The organism is Gottfriedia acidiceleris, assembly GCF_023115465.1.
Lineage (GTDB): Bacteria > Bacillota > Bacilli > Bacillales > Bacillaceae_G > Gottfriedia > Gottfriedia acidiceleris_B.
Window position 1 is genome coordinate 1,268,927 of the sequence record NZ_CP096034.1, and the last position, 22,567, is coordinate 1,291,493.

At 32.7% G+C, this 22,567-nt stretch carries 19 protein-coding genes; 9 read left to right on the plus strand and 10 right to left on the minus strand.

The genetic code is table 11. The features are described 5' to 3' along the window. Nucleotides 1-134 precede the first annotated feature (134 nt). Both MY490_RS05990 and MY490_RS05995 read right to left on the minus strand, forming a co-directional pair. Entirely contained in the window at nucleotides 135-875 is a 741-nt protein-coding gene (locus MY490_RS05990; protein ID WP_248268407.1) for an alpha/beta hydrolase, read from the minus strand. A 124-nt stretch (nucleotides 876-999) separates the two neighbouring features. Continuing rightward, nucleotides 1,000-2,025, minus strand: coding sequence for a UvrB/UvrC motif-containing protein (locus MY490_RS05995; RefSeq protein WP_248268408.1), 1,026 nt, complete (start codon nucleotides 2,023-2,025; stop codon nucleotides 1,000-1,002). 247 nt (nucleotides 2,026-2,272) lie between these two features. Between MY490_RS05995 and MY490_RS06000 the strand changes: the two genes are divergently transcribed. Further along, on the plus strand, nucleotides 2,273-2,611 hold the full coding sequence (locus MY490_RS06000) for a hypothetical protein (protein ID WP_248268409.1): 339 nt from the start codon (nucleotides 2,273-2,275) through the stop codon (nucleotides 2,609-2,611). Between the two features lie 889 nt (nucleotides 2,612-3,500). On the opposite strand, the gene MY490_RS06005 is transcribed toward MY490_RS06000, so the two are convergent. Together MY490_RS06005 and MY490_RS06010 are read right to left on the minus strand one after the other, a co-directional pair. Continuing rightward, nucleotides 3,501-3,848: a DUF952 domain-containing protein gene (locus MY490_RS06005; protein WP_248268410.1), complete on the minus strand. Its 348-nt coding sequence runs from the start codon at nucleotides 3,846-3,848 to the stop codon at nucleotides 3,501-3,503. A 19-nt stretch (nucleotides 3,849-3,867) separates the two neighbouring features. Further along, nucleotides 3,868-4,611: a hypothetical protein gene (locus MY490_RS06010; protein WP_248268411.1), complete on the minus strand. Its 744-nt coding sequence runs from the start codon at nucleotides 4,609-4,611 to the stop codon at nucleotides 3,868-3,870. Nucleotides 4,612-4,769: 158 nt separating this feature from the next. Between MY490_RS06010 and MY490_RS06015 the strand changes: the two genes are divergently transcribed. The 3 genes from MY490_RS06015 to MY490_RS06025 are packed head-to-tail and all read left to right on the plus strand — an operon-like array spanning nucleotide 4,770 to nucleotide 8,467. Continuing rightward, on the plus strand, nucleotides 4,770-6,230 hold the full coding sequence (locus MY490_RS06015; RefSeq protein ID WP_248268412.1) for a spore germination protein: 1,461 nt from the start codon (nucleotides 4,770-4,772) through the stop codon (nucleotides 6,228-6,230). A gap of 21 nt (nucleotides 6,231-6,251) precedes the next feature. Continuing rightward, entirely contained in the window at nucleotides 6,252-7,349 is a 1,098-nt protein-coding gene (locus tag MY490_RS06020) for a GerAB/ArcD/ProY family transporter (protein ID WP_248268413.1), read from the plus strand. Then, nucleotides 7,346-8,467, plus strand: a complete 1,122-nt coding sequence (locus MY490_RS06025; RefSeq protein WP_248268414.1) for a Ger(x)C family spore germination protein — start codon at nucleotides 7,346-7,348, stop codon at nucleotides 8,465-8,467. Before MY490_RS06020 ends, MY490_RS06025 begins: the two co-directional genes overlap by 4 nt. Before the next feature lie 44 nt (nucleotides 8,468-8,511). Here the strand turns inward: MY490_RS06025 and MY490_RS06030 are convergent, their stop codons facing one another. Then, complete coding sequence (locus tag MY490_RS06030; RefSeq protein ID WP_248268415.1) at nucleotides 8,512-9,696, minus strand: MFS transporter; 1,185 nt, start codon at nucleotides 9,694-9,696, stop codon at nucleotides 8,512-8,514. Nucleotides 9,697-9,698: 2 nt separating this feature from the next. Further along, on the minus strand, nucleotides 9,699-10,142 hold the full coding sequence (locus MY490_RS06035) for a MarR family winged helix-turn-helix transcriptional regulator (RefSeq protein WP_248268416.1): 444 nt from the start codon (nucleotides 10,140-10,142) through the stop codon (nucleotides 9,699-9,701). A 173-nt stretch (nucleotides 10,143-10,315) separates the two neighbouring features. Between MY490_RS06035 and MY490_RS06040 the strand changes: the two genes are divergently transcribed. From MY490_RS06040 to MY490_RS06055, 4 genes are all read left to right on the plus strand, one after another. Beyond that, nucleotides 10,316-11,194 (plus strand): YitT family protein, encoded by an 879-nt coding sequence (locus tag MY490_RS06040; RefSeq protein ID WP_248268417.1) that lies wholly within the window; start codon nucleotides 10,316-10,318, stop codon nucleotides 11,192-11,194. Nucleotides 11,195-11,368: 174 nt separating this feature from the next. Then, nucleotides 11,369-13,027 carry an FAD-binding dehydrogenase gene (locus tag MY490_RS06045; protein WP_248268418.1) on the plus strand — a complete coding sequence of 553 codons (1,659 nt, stop codon included), beginning with the start codon at nucleotides 11,369-11,371 and terminating at the stop codon, nucleotides 13,025-13,027. A 152-nt stretch (nucleotides 13,028-13,179) separates the two neighbouring features. Continuing rightward, the gene (locus MY490_RS06050) at nucleotides 13,180-13,941 is read left to right on the plus strand and encodes an SDR family oxidoreductase (protein WP_248268419.1); all 762 of its coding nucleotides are present in this window, start codon (nucleotides 13,180-13,182) and stop codon (nucleotides 13,939-13,941) included. 176 nt (nucleotides 13,942-14,117) lie between these two features. Next, nucleotides 14,118-15,836: an alpha-keto acid decarboxylase family protein gene (locus MY490_RS06055; RefSeq protein ID WP_248268420.1), complete on the plus strand. Its 1,719-nt coding sequence runs from the start codon at nucleotides 14,118-14,120 to the stop codon at nucleotides 15,834-15,836. A 320-nt stretch (nucleotides 15,837-16,156) separates the two neighbouring features. On the opposite strand, the gene MY490_RS06060 is transcribed toward MY490_RS06055, so the two are convergent. From MY490_RS06060 to MY490_RS06075, 4 genes are all read right to left on the minus strand, one after another. Continuing rightward, the gene (locus MY490_RS06060; protein WP_248268421.1) at nucleotides 16,157-17,833 is read right to left on the minus strand and encodes a M4 family metallopeptidase; all 1,677 of its coding nucleotides are present in this window, start codon (nucleotides 17,831-17,833) and stop codon (nucleotides 16,157-16,159) included. Nucleotides 17,834-18,250: 417 nt separating this feature from the next. Further along, nucleotides 18,251-19,381, minus strand: coding sequence for a Ger(x)C family spore germination protein (locus tag MY490_RS06065; protein WP_248268422.1), 1,131 nt, complete (start codon nucleotides 19,379-19,381; stop codon nucleotides 18,251-18,253). Next, nucleotides 19,378-20,460: a GerAB/ArcD/ProY family transporter gene (locus MY490_RS06070; protein ID WP_248268423.1), complete on the minus strand. Its 1,083-nt coding sequence runs from the start codon at nucleotides 20,458-20,460 to the stop codon at nucleotides 19,378-19,380. The genes MY490_RS06065 and MY490_RS06070 overlap by 4 nt, the downstream gene beginning before the upstream one ends. Nucleotide 20,461: 1 nt before the next feature. Next, nucleotides 20,462-21,895 (minus strand): spore germination protein, encoded by a 1,434-nt coding sequence (locus MY490_RS06075; RefSeq protein WP_248268424.1) that lies wholly within the window; start codon nucleotides 21,893-21,895, stop codon nucleotides 20,462-20,464. A 305-nt stretch (nucleotides 21,896-22,200) separates the two neighbouring features. Here MY490_RS06075 and MY490_RS06080 point away from each other — a divergent pair, with 305 nt between their 5' ends. Next, nucleotides 22,201-22,383 carry a hypothetical protein gene (locus MY490_RS06080; protein WP_098426652.1) on the plus strand — a complete coding sequence of 61 codons (183 nt, stop codon included), beginning with the start codon at nucleotides 22,201-22,203 and terminating at the stop codon, nucleotides 22,381-22,383. Nucleotides 22,384-22,567: the final 184 nt, after the last annotated feature.

The following is a 22,567-nucleotide window of genomic DNA, read 5'->3' on the forward strand; positions in this document are numbered from 1 at the left end:
CTCGGGCCTATTTTAATTTTAAACCTGAGAAACGACAACCAAAGAAATCTGATTTTTTCAAGTAAAGAAAAAAGAACCTTCTTATATTGAAGATTCTTTAACTTATTATCAAATATAAGCATGACCACAAATAGTCAGTTTATTTTCCCTTTTTCATCGAGCCATTTGGTTGTGACTTCAATTATTTGATCTTGTTGTTGCTTAGCTGTTATTGTAGCCTTTTTATCTCCCTTTTGATTTCCGTACATCCCAAATTGTGCATGGTTGCCACCTAACACCTCATACATAGTAGCGTCTTTTGACAATAAATGTTTAGTTTCATTAATTTTGGACAAGGTAGATAATCCATCACGTTCTGCATATAACGATAACATGGGTATATTAAAATTTGAAAAGTCATTCGAATTACTTGGAAACGATCCTAGAAAGATTATACCTTCAATCTTGTTCATATTCTTATAGGCATAAGAAGCAGCCGCAGCTCCTCCAAGGGAATGCCCACCAATATACCATTTCTTAATAGAAGGATAACTTTCCATTATTTGTTCAGCTTTATTGACATCAAAAATAGCAAAATTAAACTTAACTCTTGGAATAATAACCGTATAGCCATCATTTGCTAGTCCTTTTGCATAATAACTGTAAGCTTCAGGTTCAACCTTAGCTCCAGGATATAAAATGATTCCAGTTTCTTTATTTTCCTGAGGTTTAAAAATATCCCAATGGTGTTTATTATCAATATCCACGTTACCGACTAAAGAGTACATCTCCTTTGAAGGTTTATACAACTGTTGAGACCAAATATAAAATCCCCCAAATGCGAGTATTACTAATAGAACAAAACTAATTATGCTGTACTTTATAATCGTTTTCATCAATGACTCCAATTTTATTAGTTGTAGAATTGATAATATAATATCCTATCCACCATATTATATACTTGGTCACATGATCCTAACATTCGTTTTTCATGCGACACTATCGTACTTTAACAGAGACTCATATAAATAAGTTAACTAATTTTTGAAGCTCTTTTGTTAGTTTAGTACTTGTATGACTAAGCCACCTTTTTGGAACAATTAGATGCTTGCAATTCTTACTATTTAAATAACTGTAAATAATTTGAGCTTCGTCGATTTCATCGCGAGTTACATCTTTAGAAGATTGGTTATTATTAAATTTGAAGTAATCAAGTGAATTTGAATACATTTGTTCAATCAATTGATCAAATGAATCGTCTTTAATTTCTACCAATTCACAATGCAATATTTGTGTCCGATGGATCAGGAAGTACTTAAATTTATTGTTTTCTAATTGTTCAATTGTAATAATATTATGATTTTGTTCGGTAAATTCGATTAGTTTTTCTTTATTAGTTAAAGACTTAACCATTTCAATCCAATCCCTGTATTTTGCCGCAACCTCAAAATCAAATTGTTTAGATGCTGATAACATAAGCTCTTCCATTTCTTCAATCAGACTCAAGTCAGTACGATTAAGAAATCGAATAACTTTATCAATTATTATATTGTACTCTTCAAGTGCTGATCCACCTAGACAAACTCCATTACATGTCCCTAATGAATAATTTAAACATGCGCTATTTTTAACTGCCAGATGGCCACAATTTATTTTAAAGCATTCCTTAATGCCGGTAACTGCTCTTTCAACTGTACTTCTACTTGTAAAAGGCCCAAATAGTAATACATTTTCACTTTCAATAGGCTCGTAGCTAATTTCAAATGAAGGAACTTTTTTATTTAAGTTGATGACTAAGTAAATAAATGATTGCGGACTTTTCATCATCCGATTATACATTGGTTTAATTTCTTTAATTAAATGACATTCAAGCATGAAAGCATCGAATTCAGTATCAGTTACTAAATAATCAAAATCCTTTAAATGGGTTACCAGTTTTTTCACTTTTGGTGAATGTCCCTTTGAATTTTGAAAATAAGATTGAACTCGTTTTTTTAAGCTTTTTGCTTTTCCGACATAAAGGATTTGACCCTTTGAATCTTTCATTAGATAAACGCCAGGGGATAAAGGCAGATATTTTACTTTTTCTTGTAGATTAATAGTAGTTCATCCCTTTTCTTGTAAGTATATTCTCATTTTAACATGAGAAATGAATAAAAAGTCAGAACAATTATGTGGAATAACTTTAACAAAACTTTATATAAAAAACATAATTTAAAGTCTTTAATACACGCATAAAAGAACAACTAAACGCGTAAAAATTGACTACAGATGATTTAAAGGAGAAGTGATCTTGATGAAAACGATCTATACGACATCCTCTTTCTCCAATTGGATTCTAGCTTGTATTGTTAATGTATTAATAATTTGGTTATGCAGTTTATTTGCTCATTTAGTCAATTGGAAGTATGCTGACATGGGATTCTTCCTATACTTTGTCATTCTAGTATTCTATTTTATTTGTTTAAAACTGAATGAAGGATTCCCAGCACTTTTTCGGAAATTTGTACTCCGCAAAAAATTCGATCTAGTTAAAGTATCTGCTTATGAAGTAACTATTATTCTAGTAGCTATTTTTCATGTAGTAAGAGCGATTGTGATTTATAAGGATGCTCTTAGTGCCGTATTTTGATTCACTCTAATTGTCTAAAGGAGGCAATCCTAACAGTCTAACTAGTTAGGAGAACCCTCTTTTTTTATTATGTTGGAAAAAAGGTTATAAAACAAAAAATAATATTAGTGACAATCAAAAAAAAAAGTGGTGTCAAAAAAGCTTAAGCTGCAAATAAGTCTTTGAGTACCGCAAATAAAAAGCCAATCTGTGCAAATAAACAGCAGACTGCAAATAAAATCTGATAATCGCAATTAAAAATAGCAAAACTGCCATTAAATTTTAGAGAAAAAAGTTTTTAAGGATTTGTTACGAGATGATGAGTGAAACTAAAAAACTCAGCTCACCTATGTGAAACTGAGTTTTCAGAGTGTTGAAATATAAAGACGTCAATAGGGAAAACGGACTTTAAATGAACATTTAATAATGATAAAATTTGCATTTTTTGAATGATTTTTTAATGATTTTAAATGTTAATATGTTTGAGCAATTTCATTATTTCAATAACAATAGAAATGATTTTTTTAGACGTTAAAAATATTATAAGTTATTTTTAGAAAACAAATTCGATTGTTTAGTTTAATAAATGTTCAATATTAATTGATCTACAATCTGATTAAAGTTAGATTACTCTAAGGAAAGGCTATTTTGATTAGGGTTTATCGTAGACATTTTTAGATGAATAAGTTGATTGGAATGGAGGGATGCTCGACTCCTATGGGATAAGCGGGAAGGCTGAGACCCCACAGGCTTGCCGAGGAGGCTCAGGTCTCGCCCCATGGAAAGCGAGCATCCTGTAATGGAAATCAACATCACTCTACTCCTTTCACGAAAATTTGATAATTAATTGACAAGGTAGTTTTTCAACAACATGAAAACTCAGTTCACCTATGTGAAACTGAGTTTTTTGTTATTCTTGCACAATTAATTCATTAGGTAATAGAAATTGTCCATTTTCATCTGCGTGAAGATCAACAACTTTAAAAACAGCATCTAAATTTAATGGTCCATAAATATGAGGAAATAATTGACCAAAGTTTTCAGTATCTTCATATACGATTTTTGATTTTGTTTTTTCTTCATTAATACAAAGTATTTTTAAATCAGTTGCACCTTTAAAGAATAAGTTGGCGATTTCAACTGTTTGTTTAAGGGTCGAACAATGGATAAAGCCCTCGGTGTTTAAACTATCAGGTGAATATTCACCTGAATTATTTGCATTTTGCCAGTCTTTGTTTCCAATAATATGTAATATCATTTTACTTCTCCTTTCATAATTACTCAAAGTATAATTTTATTTTTCTTTTCATCTCTTCTTTATTTTCCGCAAATTGTTTATGTCGATGTCCATTCCCGCCAGATGTATGGGGAAATCCGTATAAAATGGAGTCCGAGTTTAAATAATCATTTGTTGTTAGATAGGTTAATACTTTAGAGACATTCACTCCTAATGGGATAATAAGGGGACGTTCTAGTCTTATAATTTCCGCTGCAAAAGTATTAACAATGTACTTTCTAAGTAGATCAGTTCTTAAAATATTCGGGGTTGAACCATTATAGTTTTTCCCTTTATAAAAAACTGGGTATTTAATGACAGAAGTCGTTTGTACTAAATGACTTGCTGTACTAAAAAGTTCGCTAGTTGAATTTAATCCAAGATAACGATGTAATTCTAATTCATCTAACATAGCAATTAAATTTTTTCGCATCGGTCCTTCGAAGCTAGAATTCTTTTTAACTTCATGTAATATTTCTTCGTCATTCATCTCCTTATCCTTAAGCCTGATCACAGTAGAATAAGATTGTTTCATTTGATGTAAGCCGGGTGTAATCCCTACTATGATGACTTTAGCACGATCATTAATGTACTCAAAAGGAGCATAATAAATTTCTAAATTTTTCTTTTCATCTTTATCTACTAGAAATTTTTCATTTTTTAATGTACTAGTTTCAAGTGAAGGAGATAAAGAAGATATTAACTTTTTATATTTGGTAAATTTTGAATTGGCTAATATCGCCATATTTTTTCCTCCATCACAACTATTTATTGTTCATTGTATCGAATGTCTGCCATTAAATCCAACTATCTAGGAACTTGCTTTTTAAGTATAAAATAAGTCATTTATGATAAAACTGGATAGCTGATAGTAAGGGAATTTATGAAAGGCTGGAAGATTAAGTGGATTATTCTAATGAACAAAAGAAGCGTTTAAGAAAATTTAATTTACGTTCTTCCGTTATTCATACTGAAGGAAATTTAATAGAAAACTTTAATATCATTCAAAAAATTTTTCCTACTTCTGATCTCGTAAAGAAAAAATTAATAATAAATGATAAATTAGCTATGTTATTTTATTTGTCAGGTTTAGTTGATGAGAAAAAAATAGCTCATTTTATCAATACAATTAGTATAAATTCAAATTTAAATGAAACTAATTTATTTATTACAAATAATACTGAACGGACAAATCAAATACTAGAAATTGAAAAATTCATTCTAGAAGGTAAGAGTATTCTTTTTATTGAAGGCGATCCAATTTCATTTGTTTATTCGACTGAAAATTGGCCACAAAGATCTTATATGCCTCCAAGTATTGATAATTCTTTAAAAGGTTCTAAAATATCCTTTGTGGAAACATATCAATCAAATATTGCATTACTTCGTAGACTTATTCAAAGTCGAGATTTTCAAATTAAGCAAACCGAAGTAGGTAAAGAAAATAAAACTCTCGTAGCAATTTCATATATCGATGGTTTAATTGATGAAGATTTACTTTCAGGTATTAATCAAAAAATAGCTTCATTAAAAATTGATAACTTACTAAGTGCAAATCATTTAGCACAATTAATGGAAGGAAATCCATTTTCACCATTTCCTCAGTTTTTAACAACTGAACGACCAGATGTAGCTGCATTATCATTGCTTGAAGGAAAAGTTGTCATAGTAGTTGATTGTTCATCTGAGGTTATTATTTTACCAATAAATTTTGCAATATTTTTTAAAACGATTGATGATTATACATCAAGAGCGATCGTTACTTCCTTTAATCGCATACTTAGAATTTTTGCATTTTTTATAACGATTTTTTTGCCAGGTGTTTATATTGCAATTATCTCTTTTAATTATGAAATTGTTCCTTTGAAATTACTTCTATCGATCGGTGAATCTAGAGCAAAGGTTCCATTTGACCCTTTATTTGAAGCAATTGTGATGGAGCTTACATTAGAAATGCTAAGAGAAGCGGCCATTAGGTTACCATCCCCAATTAGTACAACAGTTGGAGTTGTGGGAGGAATTGTAATTGGGCAAGCGGCAGTACAAGCAGGTATTGTAAGTAATATTATGGTAATTGTTGTGGCTATAACAGCTATCTCATCATTTATTATTCCGAACTATGAAATGGCATCTAGTTTACGAGTTATTCGATTTCCAGTTATGATTATGGCTTCACTATTTGGCTTAATTGGTTTGATTGTTAGTACAATGGTTCTTATGATTCATGGGTTAAGCTTATCAAGTTTTGATAAACCGTATACATTGCCTTTCTCTCCAATTAATCGTGAGGCATTTATGGACACATTTATAAGAGTACCTTTAAGATATCTTTGGAAAAAACATAGTAAACGTAATGAAGAATAGGATGTTAGAAGGGATTCCTACATGATAATTACGAAATCAAAGATTACACAATTTCAATTCATTTTAATGATTTTTGGTATTCAAGTTGGAATTGGAATGTTATCACTGCCAAGAGAACTAGCTCAAAAAGCGGGTACTAGTAGTTGGATTTCAATTCTTTTTGGGGGATTAATTTCAACTTTTATTAGCATTTTATTTATTAAATTAAGAGAAAAAGCTCCTACTTTAAATTACGTAAGTTTTTTTACTTTTTACTTAGGGAAAGTAATTGGCTCAATTGTGGTTTTTATACAGGCAATCTATTTCCTTTATGCAGGATATCTCGTGCTAGCTAGAGCGATTTTGTATATACAATCATATATACTTCAAGAAGCAAAAGTTGATGTTTTATTAGTTTTATTTCTTTTTCCAACATATCAACTGATCAGAGGGGGGATTCATCTAATTGCAAAGTATATCGAAGCGATTTTTCCTATTGCCATTTTTACTTTATTCATGCTCCTATTCACGCTTAAAGATGCCGATCTTAATTTTATTTTACCAATTATTAAGAATGGCTGGATGCCAATTTTTAAAACAATCCCTTTAACAACGACCTCATTTCTAGGTGTAGAATTAATTTTATTATTCTATCCATATTTACAGTCTAAGGAGAAAGCGATAAAAGGAGTTATTATTGGAAATGTTTTGACAACCTTTACTTATATATTTGTAACACTCATTTGCTTTGTTTTATATAGTCCTTATGAAATCAAAATGACATTTGAGCCGGTAATCGATCTTTTAAGTGTAATAGAATTCCAATATGTTGAGAGACTAGATTTCATTTTATTCTCTTTATTTTTAATGATTATATCGAAAACATGGGTCACGTATATTTGGGCAGGGATGAATGGGTTATCAGAGCTATTTAAATTTAAACTATTTCCAAGTGTAATTCTGATTCTTTTTATCTTAATTATCATACTTACATTTATACAAGTCCCAACATTTACAAATACGAATAATCATTTGCATTATATTATGATTTCTGGTCTATACATCACAATAGGTATTCCTATACTTTTATCGATTAGCGGTCTAATAAAAAATAGATTAAGTAAGGTGAAAATCAATTGAAATATTTTCTAGTATGTTTACTTAGCATTTTTTTAGTAATAGGCGTTTCTGGTTGTAGAGGAAAAGTTAATATAGAAGACGTCACTTTATCGATGATTTTAGGAATTGATGTAAATGATCAAAATAAGGTCGAAGTATATATGGCGAGTCCAGTCTTTAGTGGAGAAACGAAAGAGAAAACAGAACATTTTAATGTACAAACGCTATCAATTAAAGAATCTAGAAATTATTTTGATTCTAAATCTAGTGGAGTAACTGCAGGTGGCAAAATTCAAGCAATCTTAATCGGATCAAAAGTACTAAAACATAAAAATTGGTTTTCGATTATGGATATGTTTTTTCGAGATCCAAAATTTAGATTAAATGCAGATATTATTTTTGTAGATGGTCCTCTTTCGGAAGTTTATAATTTAAAAGCAAAGGATAAACCAGAGTTACCAATCTATATTCCACAATTACTACAAACGGCTGATTTTCGAAATGTGGCCTTTAGGACGTCTGCACGAAAAATTCATCAGATGTATTATGAAAAGGGAATAACTCCTTTTGCACCTGAGTTAGCAGTAGAAGATGAGCATTTAGTAGTTAATGGAACGACATTATTAACGAAAAATAATTTGTATAATCGAACCTTATCATTACAAGAAACTCAGTTGTTAAAAATATTAAAAGATCATTTAGAAGGGCAATTAGTTGTTGCATTAGATTTAAAGAAATATAAAAAAGAAGTAGATGATGTTTTTACTGATGAAGAAGCTAGTTTTTATATTAAAGATGTTAAGCGAAAAATTGATAAAAAATATTCAAATGGTCGATATAGCTTTAATGTAAACTTGACAATTCCGATCATGATTACTGAATCACCAATTGGTTTAACTAACAAAACGGAGAAAGGTTTAAAAAATGAAATAGAAAAAAAATTACAAAAACAATTGAATAATTTAATCCAATCTTTTCAAAAAGATAAAGTTGATCCAGTTGGATTTGGCATACTTGCTCATTCATTTCAATATGCTGATTGGGAAAAAAATGAGAATCATTGGCTTGATACATATCAAAAATCAAATATAAAAGTAAAAGTTAAAATTATTGTTATTGATAAAGGAATCACGATGTAAAATAGAAAACCCACCAAATATTTTTTATTGGTGGGTTTTCTATTTTATGCAGCAGCATTTTCAAAATCTATAGCCTTTCTTTGTTTACGGTCATGCAATAAATAGTAAATGACAGTCGTTGACAATACAGCAATTGCAGTTATTACGTACATAATATGGAAAGATGTTTTTGCTGATACAATTCCAAGTACGTAAGAGCCAATTCCCATGCCGACATCAAATAACATAAAAAATGTCGCTGTCGCCATTCCCTTTTTAGCAGGGGCAGCAGTGTTAATCGCTAATGTTTGAAAACTAGGTACGATTGAACCATAGCCTAGTCCGATTAATGCAGCGGAAAACAAAAAGATTGGTGGTACAGTTGAAAAACTCAAGACAACTAGACCAATCGTAAATAAGATGATCCCAGGATAAACAATTATGTTTGCTCCTTTACGATCAAATAGTTTACCAGTGAAAGGTCTGGATCCTAAAATGAAAACTGCATAAACAATAAAAAAGAAACTAGCAACATCTACAAAACCTAAATTCTTTGCGTATAATGTGATAAATGAAATGATACCACTGTAACCAAAAGAGATAATTGCTGAAGTAATTGAGATTGGTAATGCTGAACGCTCAATTAATTGTGATGGTTTAATTCGAGTTTTCGCTTTTAATGTTTGTTTAGGAATCGCAATGAATAGACCGAAAATAAGTGAAATAATTGCGAAGAATCCACAAACAAAAAACAAAATATGGAAGGTGAAATGATTCATTAAATTTATACCAAGATAAGGACCAAAAACCATTGCAAGGATCATGGATGAGCTATAATAACTCATACCTTCGCCTCTACGTGATACAGGAACTATTTCAGCTACTATTGTACCTGTCGCGGTTGTTCCTAGACCAAAAGCAATCCCTTGTGCAAAACGCAATAATAGTAATAATGCAAAATTATTTATAAAAGGATATAAAAATGTTGTTAATGTAAAGAAAACTAATGAAATGATTAGGATTTTTCTGCGACCAATCGTATCAAGCCAGATACCTGCAAATGGACGAATTGCAACTGAGGCGATAAGAAAGGATGTTACTACAAGACCAACTTTACTATCTTCTTGGCCTAAATTATCAATCACAAAAATCGGCAATGTCGCCATCAACGTATAAAATACTAAAAATACAAAAAATCCACTTAAGCTTACACTTAGAAAATCCTTTGTCCATAAACGCTCGTTTTTCAAACTTATTCCCCCTGTTTAGTAACCTCCGACGCTTTCATATTGTTCATCATTTTTTGAAAAACTTGAAGTGCAATATCAAGCTCTTCATCGGGTATATCTTTCATAACATCATTCTCAAATGAGATGATTTGCTCTTTCCAACTATCAAATTGATTTATAGCTTTATCAGTTAGATGAATCATTTTTTCTCTTTTGTCTATTCCTTCTTTACGAACAATTAAGTCTAAAACTTCCATTCTACGTAGTGTTCGTGTCAGTGTAGGTGGTTCAATATTTAGATTAGAACAAATTGTTCGTTGAGTACAAGGTCCATGTAAATGGATATAGTGAATAACGGACCATTGTGCCAAATACAGCCCAGTAGGAACGAGATGCTCATTAAATGATTTCGAAAACTGACGTGTAGTTTGATTTAATAAAAAAAAGAAAGGCTGCTTTTTGCGCATAAAAAAGTCTCCTTGGAAAATTAGTTAGCTAGCTAATTAAAATAGTTGTCTAGCTAATTATATTTGAACAAATTGTGAATGTCCAGTGAATGAACTTAATTAGTATAAATTGAGCATAAGAGCAAATATTAAATGTAGGAAAATTTTACAAAACAGTTAGGACGGTATATGAGATGGCAGAAGCAATACAGTCAACAAATGGAAAATCTCATAAAATGAAGATTTTACAAAGAACAATCGCTATGTTAGTCGGTGCATTACTTGTAGCGACTGGTCTTGAAATATTTTTAGTACCAAATGATGTAATCGATGGTGGAATAACAGGTATTTCAATTATGTTTTCCCATCTTACAGGGCTTCCACTTGGCGTATTTCTTTTTGTATTAAACCTTCCATTTTTTTATTTAGGCTATAAGCAAATAGGGAAAACGTTCGCAATTTCGACGATACTTGGCATCACTGTTCTTTCCTATTTAACAAGTATGTTTCATCATATCCCTGCATTTACGGAAGATATATTACTTGCAACGATTTTTGGAGGTATGGTTCTAGGTGTTGGAGTAGGATTAGCAATTCGATTTGGTGGAGCACTAGACGGGATTGAGATTTTAGCGATCATTATTAATAGTAAGATTCCATTTTCCGTTGGTGAAATCATTATGGTTTTCAACTTATTTATTTTAGGAGCTGCTGGATTCATTTTTTCTTGGGATCGAGCAATGTACTCAATTATTGCATATTTAGTCGCATTTAAAACAATTGATATCGTAGTGGAAGGATTAGAACAATCAAAATCAGCATGGATTATTAGTGACAAAAGTGAAGATATTGGAGAATCAATTCTTTTTAGAATGGGCCGTGGTGTTACATATATAAATGGTACAGGAGCATACTCAGGTGAAACTACAAAGGTTATCTATTGTGTTATCACTCGATTAGAAGAAGCAGAATTAAAAACAATTGTCGATGACATTGACCCATCTGCCTTTCTAGCAATTTCAGATATTGCAGAAGTACGTGGTGGAAGATTTAAAAAGAAAAATGTACATTAGGATTTAAGTCAACAAAAGCATTGTAATATGGAGGGAGGTTCAGGAATGTTGGACCTTCTTTCTTTTATTCTCTAGCTATTTGCTGTATTATTTATTTGATAACTGAAAATTTAGAAAACTATTTTTTGTAGATGATTTGATAGATTAGAAGACTTAAAAGGAGGGAGAAGTTAGATGGAGAAGTTCGATGTGATTGTTGTTGGAGCAGGATTAGCTGGTTTAGTCGCAACTGCTGAAATAGCTGATGCTGGGAAAAGTGTATTGTTATTAGACCAGGAACCGAAAGCATCAATAGGTGGTCAGGCTTGGTGGTCATTTGGTGGGTTATTTTTAGTAGATTCTCCTGAGCAACGAAGGTTAGGTATTAAAGATTCGAGGGAATTAGCATGGCAGGATTGGCTTGGAACAGCAGGATTTGATCGAGAAGATGATGAGGATTATTGGGGAAAGAAATGGGCAGAAGCATATGTCGAGTTTGCATCAGGTGAGAAGAGGCAATGGCTTTATGACATGGGGGTGAGATTTTTTCCAATCGTCGGTTGGGCTGAACGTGGAGGATATCTTGCAGAAGGGCATGGAAATTCAGTGCCCCGATTTCACGTAGTATGGGGTACAGGTCCTGGTATTGTTGCTCCTTTTGAACGAAGAGTTCGAGAGCATATGAAAAAAGGTTTAGTAGAATTCAGATCCCGACATCGGGTTGATCAACTACTTACACGAGATGGAGCGGTAGTAGGTGTAAGTGGTTCTTTATTAGAACCAAGTAAGTCAGAAAGAGGAGAAGATAGCTCTCGCGAAATAATTGGTGACTTTCAATATGGTGCAAAGGCAGTTTTAGTATCAAGTGGCGGTATTGGAGCGAACTTTGATTTAATACGCCAAAATTGGCCAAGTCGATTAGGTACCCCGCCGAAAAGGATGATATCTGGTGTACCGGCACATGTTGATGGTCGAATGCTTGCCATTACTGAAAATGCTGGTGGTCGAATTGTTAATCGTGATCGAATGTGGCACTATACTGAAGGCATAAAAAATTGGAATCCGGTATGGAGCAATCATGGAATCCGTATTCTTCCAGGACCATCATCAATTTGGTTAGATGCACGTGGACAACGTTTTCCTGCACCTAATTTTCCTGGTTTTGATACTTTAGGTACATTACAAGCCATTCAACAAACTGGTTATGATTACTCCTGGTTTATTTTAACGAAAAAAATTATTCAAAAAGAATTTGCACTTTCAGGTTCGGAACAAAATCCTGATTTAACTGGAAAAAGCATAAAACAGGTGATGAAAAGAGCAACTTCAGGGATACCGGCACCGGTAAAAGCTTTTATGGAAAAAGGAGAGGATTTTGTCGTTGCAGAAACATTAGAAGAGCTTGTTGAAGGCATGAATAAGATAACCGGAGAAACTTTACTAAACTATGATGAAATCCAACGTCAACTGATCGCACGTGATCGTGAAATGGATAATAAATTTACAAAAGACTTACAAATCACAGCCTTAAGGGGCGCTCGAAATTATATTGGTGATAAATTAATTCGGGTTGCATCTCCTCATAAAATTTTAGACCCAAAAAACGGTCCGTTAATTGCTGTTCGTTTAAACATTGTAAGTCGTAAAACACTTGGTGGACTTCAAACAAATTTAGATGGAAATGTATTAAATTCTTTGGGCGATGCAATTCCTGGACTATATGCAGCAGGTGAAGTTTCTGGATTCGGCGGCGGTGGTGTACATGGTTATCGCGCGATGGAGGGAACATTTTTAGGCGGTTGTTTATTTTCAGGTAGACAAGCAGGAAGAGCGATTAGTAGAGATTTAGAATAAAATCATCATAAGCTGGCAGTATTAGAAGAAATTTCTTTCATGACAAACTCGATAGAGCGGATTGATTTCAAAATTAATCGTTATACAAATCAAACGGATTTATAAAAGTATAAATAGATCAAATGAAAAATAAATAGAAATGAGGAATTAAAATGAAACTTACAGGAAATACAATCCTTATTACAGGTGGAAGTACAGGGATCGGATTAGCTTTTGCAGAACGCTTTATTAAATCTGGAAATAAAGTCATAGTTACTGGACGACGTGAAAATGTACTTGAAAATGCGAAAGAAAAATTCCCAAATCTTATTACACATGTGAGTGATTTGAGCTATGAATCAGAACGTGTATCATTGTTTGAGTGGGTAACAAAGAACTATCCAGAAGTAAATGTACTAGTAAACAATGCAGGGATACAACAACGTTTTAATATCTTAAAATCAGATGCGAAGAACGATTGGAAAAATTTTAATAAAGAAATCATAACTAATATTGAAGCACCAATCCATTTGTCAATGCTGTTTGCACCATATTTTGCTGCAAAAGAAGCGGCAACAATCATTAATGTTTCATCGGGATTAGCTTTTACTCCGTTGGTCATTGCGCCAATCTACTCAGCAACAAAAGCTGCAATCCATTCTTTTACAATAAGTTTACGTCACCAGCTTTCCGAATCATCTGTGGAAGTAATTGAAGTTGCTCCTCCTGCAGTTAATACTGATTTAGGTGGAGCAGGATTGCATATCCAAGGAGAACCTTTAGATGAATTCGCAGATGGGATTTTCATGGGATTAAGAGAAGGGAAACAAGAAATCGGATATGGAACTTCAGTTGAACGACTTCGTATGTCGCGAGATGAAGTCGATGAACATGTTACAAAAATGTATAATATGTTGAAAAATACAATTCAATAACCATCTATTTTAAAAAAAGGACAAGTTCGTTAATTCGAATTTGTCCTTTTGTTGCTTTTGTCTTGTTCATACATTATTCCATATTCCAAACAACCGTATAGCCTGTTCTATGATAGGGTACGAATAAAAAGGGTACTAAAAAAAGCTATAGATATTGGAAAAGGAGTGGGTGTGTAATGGATAAAATGAAGAATACAGTCAGTCCCGACACACATGCTGATATGGCACAAAAAACAGTTGGGCAGTTTTTGTTTGATTGCTTGAAGCAAGAAGGCATTACAGAAATTTTCGGCGTCGCAGGGGACTATAATTTTTCACTACTTGATACGTTAGAGCGATATAACGGAATCCAGTTTATAGAAGGACGGAACGAACTAAACGCAGGTTACGCTTCAGATGGCTATGCAAGAATCAAGGGGATATCTGCTCTTATTACAACGTTTGGTGTTGGGGAATTGAATGCGTGTAATGCGATAGCTGGAGCCTATAGTGAACACGTTCCGATCATCCACATTGTTGGTTCGCCAAAAGAAAAAGATCAAAAAGAGCACAAGCTGATGCACCACACTCTAATGGATGGGGATTTTAATGTATTTCGCAATATGTATAAACAGATAACGGCCTATAGTGCGATACTCACACCTGAAAACGCCATGATTGAAATTCCTGCTGCTATTCGCATTGCAAAAGAAAAGAAACAACCTGTTTACCTCGTTGTGGCCGATGATTTAGTGGATCAGCCGATTCTGAACCGGATAGAGCCGACACCACAACTCAAAACGTCAAACTTAAAATCTCTTCAGGCTGCGACTAATCATGTCCGACAACTACTCGAATGTGCAAAGCGGCCGGTTATTCTAGTGGATGTAAAAACAATGCGTTTTGGCCTTCAGGCTGCAGTTCTACAACTAGCAGACGCGATGAATATACCTGTTGCGTCCATGATGTTCGGTAAAGGGGCATTTGATGAAACCCATCCAAATTATATTGGAATGTACTTAGGTTCGTTTGGAAGTTCTGAAGTTCAAAGTACAGTAGAAAACGCAGACTGTATCATTGCGATTGGCTTGGTACCCGCGGACACCAATACAGCGAATTTTACTGCAAAATTAAATTCAATGGTGACCATTAATATCCAATCGGACCAAGTCAAGATTGCTGAGGCGGTATATCCGAACGTTCTTGATACGGACATGCTTAAAGCAGTACAAAATGTGGGTTATAAAGGTCAAGGATTGTTTAGAAAAGTGTCATTTCCATATGATCATATTAATGTAAGTACTGAAGAACCACTTAAGGCAGCCGGCTATTATCCGCTTTTCCAACGTATGCTGAAAAAGGACGACATTATGATCGTTGAGATTGGTACATTCTACAATGGTATGGCAGAGGTTAGACTGCCAAGTAACATTACATATATTGGGCAAGGAGGCTGGGGATCAATCGGATACGCAACCCCCTCGACATTTGGTGCCTGTATTGCTGCCCCAGAACGTCGGGTGTTGCTGTTTACAGGTGATGGTTCACTACAGCTAACTGCACAAGAAATCAGCTCCATGCTCTATTACGGCTGTAAACCGATTATTTTTGTCTTAAACAATAACGGTTATACCATCGAAAAATATTTAAATGTAAAAACTAAAAATCAAACATACAACAATATCCCTAGGTGGTCTTACACTAAGTTAGCTGAGGCCTTTGGAGGAAATGCGTTTACTGCTATTGTTCGTACATATGGAGAGCTTGAACAGGCTATAAACCAAGTTGAAATTGAATGTTCCGAAAGACTCTGTATTATTGAAATGATTGTAAAAGACCCATTGGACGCACCAGAAAATATGAAAAAGATGTACAAGTACTTGGAGAAGCAGGCAATGCAACGCAACCAAAAATAGTCAGTATAAACAAAAAAGTTGGAATCAATAAAAAGATGATCCCAACTTTTTTTGATGCTCATTGTTCTATTTATCTTATAGCTATACATTCAACAAAATGAGTGATGAAAACTTTGATCTACTTCCTTATAGCTGGTATAAATTTAATTTGATTTTTCTCTTGATTTGAAATCCATGAACTACTCAACATCTTGAATGCTACGAAAGTTTCTCAATAAAAAGGTGATGAGATTTAATCGATTGGCTACTTCCGTTCATAAAAAAAGAGTCTCATAAGTTCGTTCACTTATGAGACTTCTTTTACTTTATCAATTTAAAATTTATTTTACACCAACTGCATCAAATGCATTATTAACAGTTGTTACTTCAGCAGAACTTGCACCATATAGGTCAGCAGCAGATTGTACAAGTGCTGCACGAGCTTGACTAAATGTTGCTGAAGAAGTTAAGTAAACTGTATTTGCTCGATAGAAAATTTTAGCTAATTTATCATTACCGATGCCTGTTACAGATACACCATAATGAGTTCCACCTACTGCAATTAAGTAAGCAGCTTTATTGATAATACTACTATTAGTATGAACTCCTCCATTGTCAGAAGTTCCAGTGTAACGTTTTGAGTAGTGATCTGGATCACCATATTTAGTTGGGTCACTCATTGAACGAAGTGAGTCACCAGCAATACCTGGTGTGTAGATATCCTCACCAATCTCGTAATCTGGATTGTTATTATTATAGAACTCAATAACAGTTCCAAAAATATCCGAAATAGCTTCGTTTAATGCACCAGATTCATTTTGATAGATTAAGTTTGAACTTCTTTCTGTAACAGCGTGAGTTAACTCATGCGCTACTACGTCAAGTCCACCTGATAAGTAAGTAAATGTTGTTCCATCACCATCACCATAAACCATTTGAGAACCATTCCAAAATGCATTGTTATAACTACGGCTATAATGGACAGTTGATTTTAAAGCAGCACCATTACCATCAAATGAATTACGTCCAAAAACAGTTTTATAATAGTCATATGTTTTTCCAGCATAATAATGTGCATCAACTGCTGCAGCTTCACTTGTGCTATTTAGCAGTGTGTCAGCGCTTGTCCAAAGAGTACCAGGAAGAGTAGTACGATTAGATCCATTATATGTGAAAATACCGTTTCCTCTGGTATTGTCTTGTAAATAATAAGTTGAACCAGATTGAGTCATATTGATTGTTTTTGTATCACCAAGTACACCTTTTCCTGTTGCAGTTACATTTGTACCAGTAACTGATGGTTTAGCAACTGATGCTCCAGTAAATTTACTAGCAGCATGGATGCTGTCCATTGTATCAATACTATTGTAGCTATTTAAAATTTTACCAGTTGAAGCTTCGATGAAATAATTATAGTTTCCAGGTTTTGGAGAAAGGAAGTTTAAGTTTACTAGATAAGCATACGTTGCATCATTACCATTTGTATAAACTACTAGTTGAGCTGAAGGGTCTTTTTCATAGACAGGGGTATATCCAAGATCTGCTTCTGCGATTTTGATCGATTTATTAGCGTTAACTTTTTTAGTAGATTTTAACCCTTTTTTAGTATCTAAGTTCGGAATAACTGTACCAGAGAAAACATTTAGAACACCATTATCTCCAACTACTGCAGTTTGAGTTGATCCCCATACAGGAACTCCGTTATAAACTTGTTGTAGGTGAAGAGCAGTACCGTAAGTGTCTTTTTTACTAGACTGAACAATGAATGAATCTTCTGCAGACTTCGTTCCTAATTTGAACTTATCTTTGTTAGCATTTACATAAGCTTTTACAACGCTTTCAGCATTTTTAGCTGATGGTTTAGTCAGCTGGCCCGAAACGAATTCAGGAGATCCTACTGATTTGTTGTACTTGTAATTTGATAATACATTTTTTGGTGCAGCATATGTATTAGTTACTGATAAACTACTTGCCGCCAATCCTACAGATAATCCAACCGCTAAAACTTTTTTGTTCATTAAAAATTCCTCCCCTTGGTTAACAATGTGGTATTGAGGAATTCATCGTAACATCTGAAAAACTGGTTTATCAAACGACAAAAATCGTCATTTTTTGCATTTTGTGAGGGAAAAATAAGCGGATATATCGAAGAAAAAATAATTCAGAATCTTTAAAATAGTTAAAAAGTATCAATTTTAGTTAAAAAATGGTAAATAAAAAATCGAATTTTATTAAGAATATGTATGATTTTGGTTAAAATTAACTCAAGTAAACGGAGTCTAAAGATGGAAAAAGCATTGAAATTATTATATTAGTAAATAAATATTTTCTATTTTAATTAAAAGGTAAAATGACATAATAAAAAAAGCAGAAAATATAAAGAATAATTCCTGCTTTCTCGCTTTTGATATTCAATGACCTTTTTTTTATCTTTGCTACATCGATATTCCTTTATCAACAATGATAATCTTTGCTTTCACATGAATCTTTGAGTCTTTTAATGCCTCTGGCCATTTTGGTTTAACTTTTTTCCACTGTTTATGTTCGTAAGAACTTGCTAAGATTCCTAAGCCAATCGGATCAACTTCATCACCCTGTAAATTCTGGACAAATTTGTTTAAATCCTTTTCCAATGAAAGTCTAATTTCATTACTTAACTTATTAACCACTTTGTCACTTAACGGAAAAGGTGATTGTGTAATCATGATGGGGATTGTTAATGCTATTTTAAAATCAAAGTGATTATGTTCGAATTTGCAGTCTACTTTTCTTTTAATATCCTTTACATTAAAGCTTGCTTGTCTTAAGTTAATTAACTGGTTGTTTTCCTTTCCTTTCTTTTCACCTGCTATAGTAATCAACGGGATCAACTGACCAGTTTTTTTTCCTTGAAGCATGCGTAATAGTTGCGTTTCTTGTATGGAAAGAGTTCTTTTTACTAAAAAATGTCGATCTAGAAGTGCTACACCGCTAACTTCAAGTTCCCCGTCTTTAATTGACATTCTTGGTAAATAGGGTGTTATTCCTTTTTCGAACTCCATCAAATGAAACATTCGAATCGATGTTCGAATTGTAACATTTCGAAAATCAGCAGTTTCGATTAACTGTGGGATAAAAATTGATAATCTTGGTTTATCTTTTTGTTTTATACCTTCAAGTTCCGAAACAGATCCATCGAAATAGACAAGGTCGGCATTTTGTCTAAATTTTGCATCACGATAGAATAAATCTAATAAAGATGTCCAAGTTTTGTTTTTAATCAATTTTTTGCTAACCAAAAGAGCTTGTAGCTTTCCAGCTGTAGATACACCAGTTACCCTTGTATCAATTAAATTACGAGCTTCCCTTATGGATGTAGCATCTACCACAATCTGTTCATTTTTTTCTTCAGCTTCTTCACTAAAAACGGGACTAGACATGAAAACTTTGAGTTGTTCGTTTTGTTCATCGGTGTCGATTCCTAATATTAGTCCCATTGTAATATCTTCAATATTTACAGTTTTTTTGCATCCTGTTAAAAGCACAAACAATAACAAGCTGACCACTGCGATTTTTATACGTTTCATCCAATCACCTTATTCCCTAATGAACGAATCCAAATGAAAACTAGAATGATTAACATTCCGATCGAACCATACGAAGATAATAGCTGCATGTAAAGATTATTTTGTTTATATGTTGGAATGAAGAAACTTGTAAGAAATAAAAAAACACAAGATAGGCCGATAAATAAATAATCAATCCGTTTCTGTTGAAACATTTCCGCCAAATTAGTAACACCAATCCACATATACATAATCCAAGTTTTAGATATTACCATTAAAAAAAGTGAAAATAGAATAAAGTCTAATCTTTCAACGTATTGAAATTCAATCACACTTAAAATATCTAAAACTGGCTCAAAAATCCTGCCAATCTCATCAGGGCTGTATACAACAAAACAAATGATCGTAACGTATAAATAGAGAAAAGTTATCATCCCATTTGCAATCATTACACCTTTAAATGCTTTTTCTTTTTCTTCTAAATAAGGATAGAGTATGAAAATAATTTCAATTCCTAAAAAGGCTGTAACTGTAGAAGGGACAGCTTTAAAAATCGGACCCCATCCATCTTTAATTATGGGAAATATGAAATGTATATTGCTTTGCTTTAAAGTGAAGAGTAGCATAATTAAAAAAAAGATAACGATTGGAAAAATAATCTCCACATATTTTCCAATAATTTGAATACCACCAGTCACGAATTGATAAGTTGGAACTAAAAACAATACGATCAGAATAAATAACGAAGAATCTTGTAAAATATATGATTGAATAAATAGCAGGGATCGTAAAAAGACGACAAATCCGATTCCAAAAAAGAAAAGTGTAAAGAAAATCGAAAATATCGTACCAATCACTTTCCCAAAGCAATGAATTAAGTAAGTATAAAATGAGCAGTTTGGATCTTTTTCTCGTAGTTTTACAATCACAATACTAATAATTAAAGAGAGTAAACCACCTATTAATAAAGAAATCCATCCGCTTGTTCCAGCCTTTTCTTCTAATATCCGAGGTAAAGAAATCATCCCAATTCCAACTTGTACACCAAATATTAATAAAACAAATTGAACAAATGTAATTCTAGGTACAATCTGACTCATATTATTTCCTCTTTTTTTGGTTCGTAATTTGTTGATTGAAAAGAATTGATAAAGCACTGTTTTGATATTTTTTCTTTAATTGTTTAAAGTTCAATGGAGAAAAAGGTTGACTAAAGGATTCATGATAGCTAGATAATTTCAACGCGTGACCTAAAATAATCATAGTGCTTGCAATGATCCCGATAATTCCAAATAATGAAGCCATAATCATTATAGGGAAACGTAAAATGCGTAAGCTTGAAGCCATGTCATAATTAGGAATGATAAATGATGATATAGCAGTTAATGCTACAACAATTACCATAATGTTACTCACAATTCCAGCTTGAACTGCGGCTTGACCAATAACAATTCCCCCAACAACCCCTACAGTAGTACTAATTGGAGTAGGTAAACGAATGGCTGCTTCTCTTAGCATTTCAAGAGTTATTTCCATAATGATTGCTTCAACGAGCGGATCAAAGGGTACATTCGCACGAGACTGACCAATCGATATAATTAATTTTAATGGAACTACATCATAGTTGAATGAAATGATTGAAATGTAGATTCCAGGTAAATAAAGAGTAATGAAAAGAGCAACTATTCGTAGGAAAAAATTAAAAAACGTTATAACTGGCCTAGTTGATGAGTCATCGATACTTTTAAAAAATGAAATAAATGATCCAGGCAAAATTATTACTTCAGAAGATCGATCTAATACAATCACAACTTTTCCTTTTAGGATTGCTTCTGTTGCAATATCAGGTCTTTCTGTTGTGACAAGCTGTGGAAAAAACGAAATCGGATACTTTTCCATCAATTGAGCCAGTTGACTTGCATTTAGAATCGAGTCAAATTTAATTGTAGAAAGCTTTGATTCAATCTCAGTAACTAGTTCTGGCTTAACTACACCATCTAAATATGCGAGTGTAACAAGTGTTTTATTATCCGTACCAACTTTAGTTTCCTTGAATAGTAAATCGCGACTTTGAATAAAACGTCGAAGCAACCCTAAATTAAGTTCAATTGTCTCCACAAATGAAATCTTTGAACCTTTTATAGAATTATCGATACTTGGTGGAGAAAAAGTACGTTTAGGAAAATCTTCAACAGAATAGAGAAATGCTTTCACTTCTCCATCAATTAAAATAACATTTTTACCTGCCAGTAATGAATGTTCTATGTCTTCTATTTTTTTTGTGGGTGTTGTATGACTATAAAAAAATTGAAATAGATCTTCTTTATATTCAAGAATATCAGTCGCAAACTGGTCTATTTTTTCTTCATTTACTAGGCTATTAAAATAGATAAATACACCTTTTTTCTCTTTTAGCATTACATTTTTTACTTCTAAATCTGAGGTAGGAAACAATGACCGAAGAAGTTCAATGTTTGAATTTAAATTACCCTCTTGGTTAATAAAATTAGAGCGACGTTCTGTAGTTTCCTTCAATGTACCTCACCCCATTCAAAGTTACATTTGTTACCAGACTTAATTTGCACAATGTAGGTGAATACTATTCTGATTTAAATGGACCTAGCAGCATTTAAAAGGCTTCCTCTACCAAAACAATTAAGAACAATTGGTGATATTTTAATCAGTATCATTAATGGAAGACATTTAAAATACGTTTTTATCAAAGAATAACTATCTGTTAGTTTATTAGCCTTGCTGATTGTTAAACAATCCTTACCAAGTATAAAATCACCCTAAAATTACCAAAATAAATAATAAAAACTACTAAAAGGGTGAGTTAATTGAGTATCGAATTCCAGGTTGGAAAAGATTACGAAAATGGTTCAATTAAAGATGTTTTACACGATTTAGGTTTTCAAGAAGATGGTAGAGAGTTTAAAAAAGACGGAAAGAGATATAGTTATGAAGGCTGTGATAAGTATCAAAGCTATATCTTTTCTGTGACAATGAATCAATTAAATTAAAGTATTATAAATAGACCTAATGTGGCTTTTGTTTTAAATCTAGTTATGTAATTCCTATTGATGTTTAAATTTCAATAGGATTTTTTTTATTTCAATGATTTTGTCTCCAAACTTACACAAATTTTTGCACATTTCTCTATCGAAAATAGTCGAAAGTGGTCTATTTTTTTAAAAAGTGTTGATG

What these genes read in the sequence shown, in the direction of transcription:
- MY490_RS06060 (WP_248268421.1), bottom strand. Translation starts at nt 17,833, where the DNA reads ATGAACAAAAAAGTTTTAGCGGTTGGATTATCTGTAGGATTGGCGGCA.
- MY490_RS06050 (WP_248268419.1), top strand. Translation starts at nt 13,180, where the DNA reads ATGAAACTTACAGGAAATACAATCCTTATTACAGGTGGAAGTACAGGG.
- MY490_RS05990 (WP_248268407.1), bottom strand. Translation starts at nt 875, where the DNA reads ATGAAAACGATTATAAAGTACAGCATAATTAGTTTTGTTCTATTAGTA.
- MY490_RS06020 (WP_248268413.1), top strand. Translation starts at nt 6,252, where the DNA reads ATGATAATTACGAAATCAAAGATTACACAATTTCAATTCATTTTAATG.
- MY490_RS06005 (WP_248268410.1), bottom strand. Translation starts at nt 3,848, where the DNA reads ATGATATTACATATTATTGGAAACAAAGACTGGCAAAATGCAAATAAT.
- MY490_RS06070 (WP_248268423.1), bottom strand. Translation starts at nt 20,460, where the DNA reads ATGAGTCAGATTGTACCTAGAATTACATTTGTTCAATTTGTTTTATTA.
- MY490_RS06045 (WP_248268418.1), top strand. Translation starts at nt 11,369, where the DNA reads ATGGAGAAGTTCGATGTGATTGTTGTTGGAGCAGGATTAGCTGGTTTA.
- MY490_RS06055 (WP_248268420.1), top strand. Translation starts at nt 14,118, where the DNA reads ATGGATAAAATGAAGAATACAGTCAGTCCCGACACACATGCTGATATG.
- MY490_RS06010 (WP_248268411.1), bottom strand. Translation starts at nt 4,611, where the DNA reads ATGGCGATATTAGCCAATTCAAAATTTACCAAATATAAAAAGTTAATA.
- MY490_RS06065 (WP_248268422.1), bottom strand. Translation starts at nt 19,381, where the DNA reads ATGAAACGTATAAAAATCGCAGTGGTCAGCTTGTTATTGTTTGTGCTT.
- MY490_RS06040 (WP_248268417.1), top strand. Translation starts at nt 10,316, where the DNA reads ATGGCAGAAGCAATACAGTCAACAAATGGAAAATCTCATAAAATGAAG.
- MY490_RS06035 (WP_248268416.1), bottom strand. Translation starts at nt 10,142, where the DNA reads ATGCGCAAAAAGCAGCCTTTCTTTTTTTTATTAAATCAAACTACACGT.
- MY490_RS05995 (WP_248268408.1), bottom strand. Translation starts at nt 2,025, where the DNA reads ATGAAAGATTCAAAGGGTCAAATCCTTTATGTCGGAAAAGCAAAAAGC.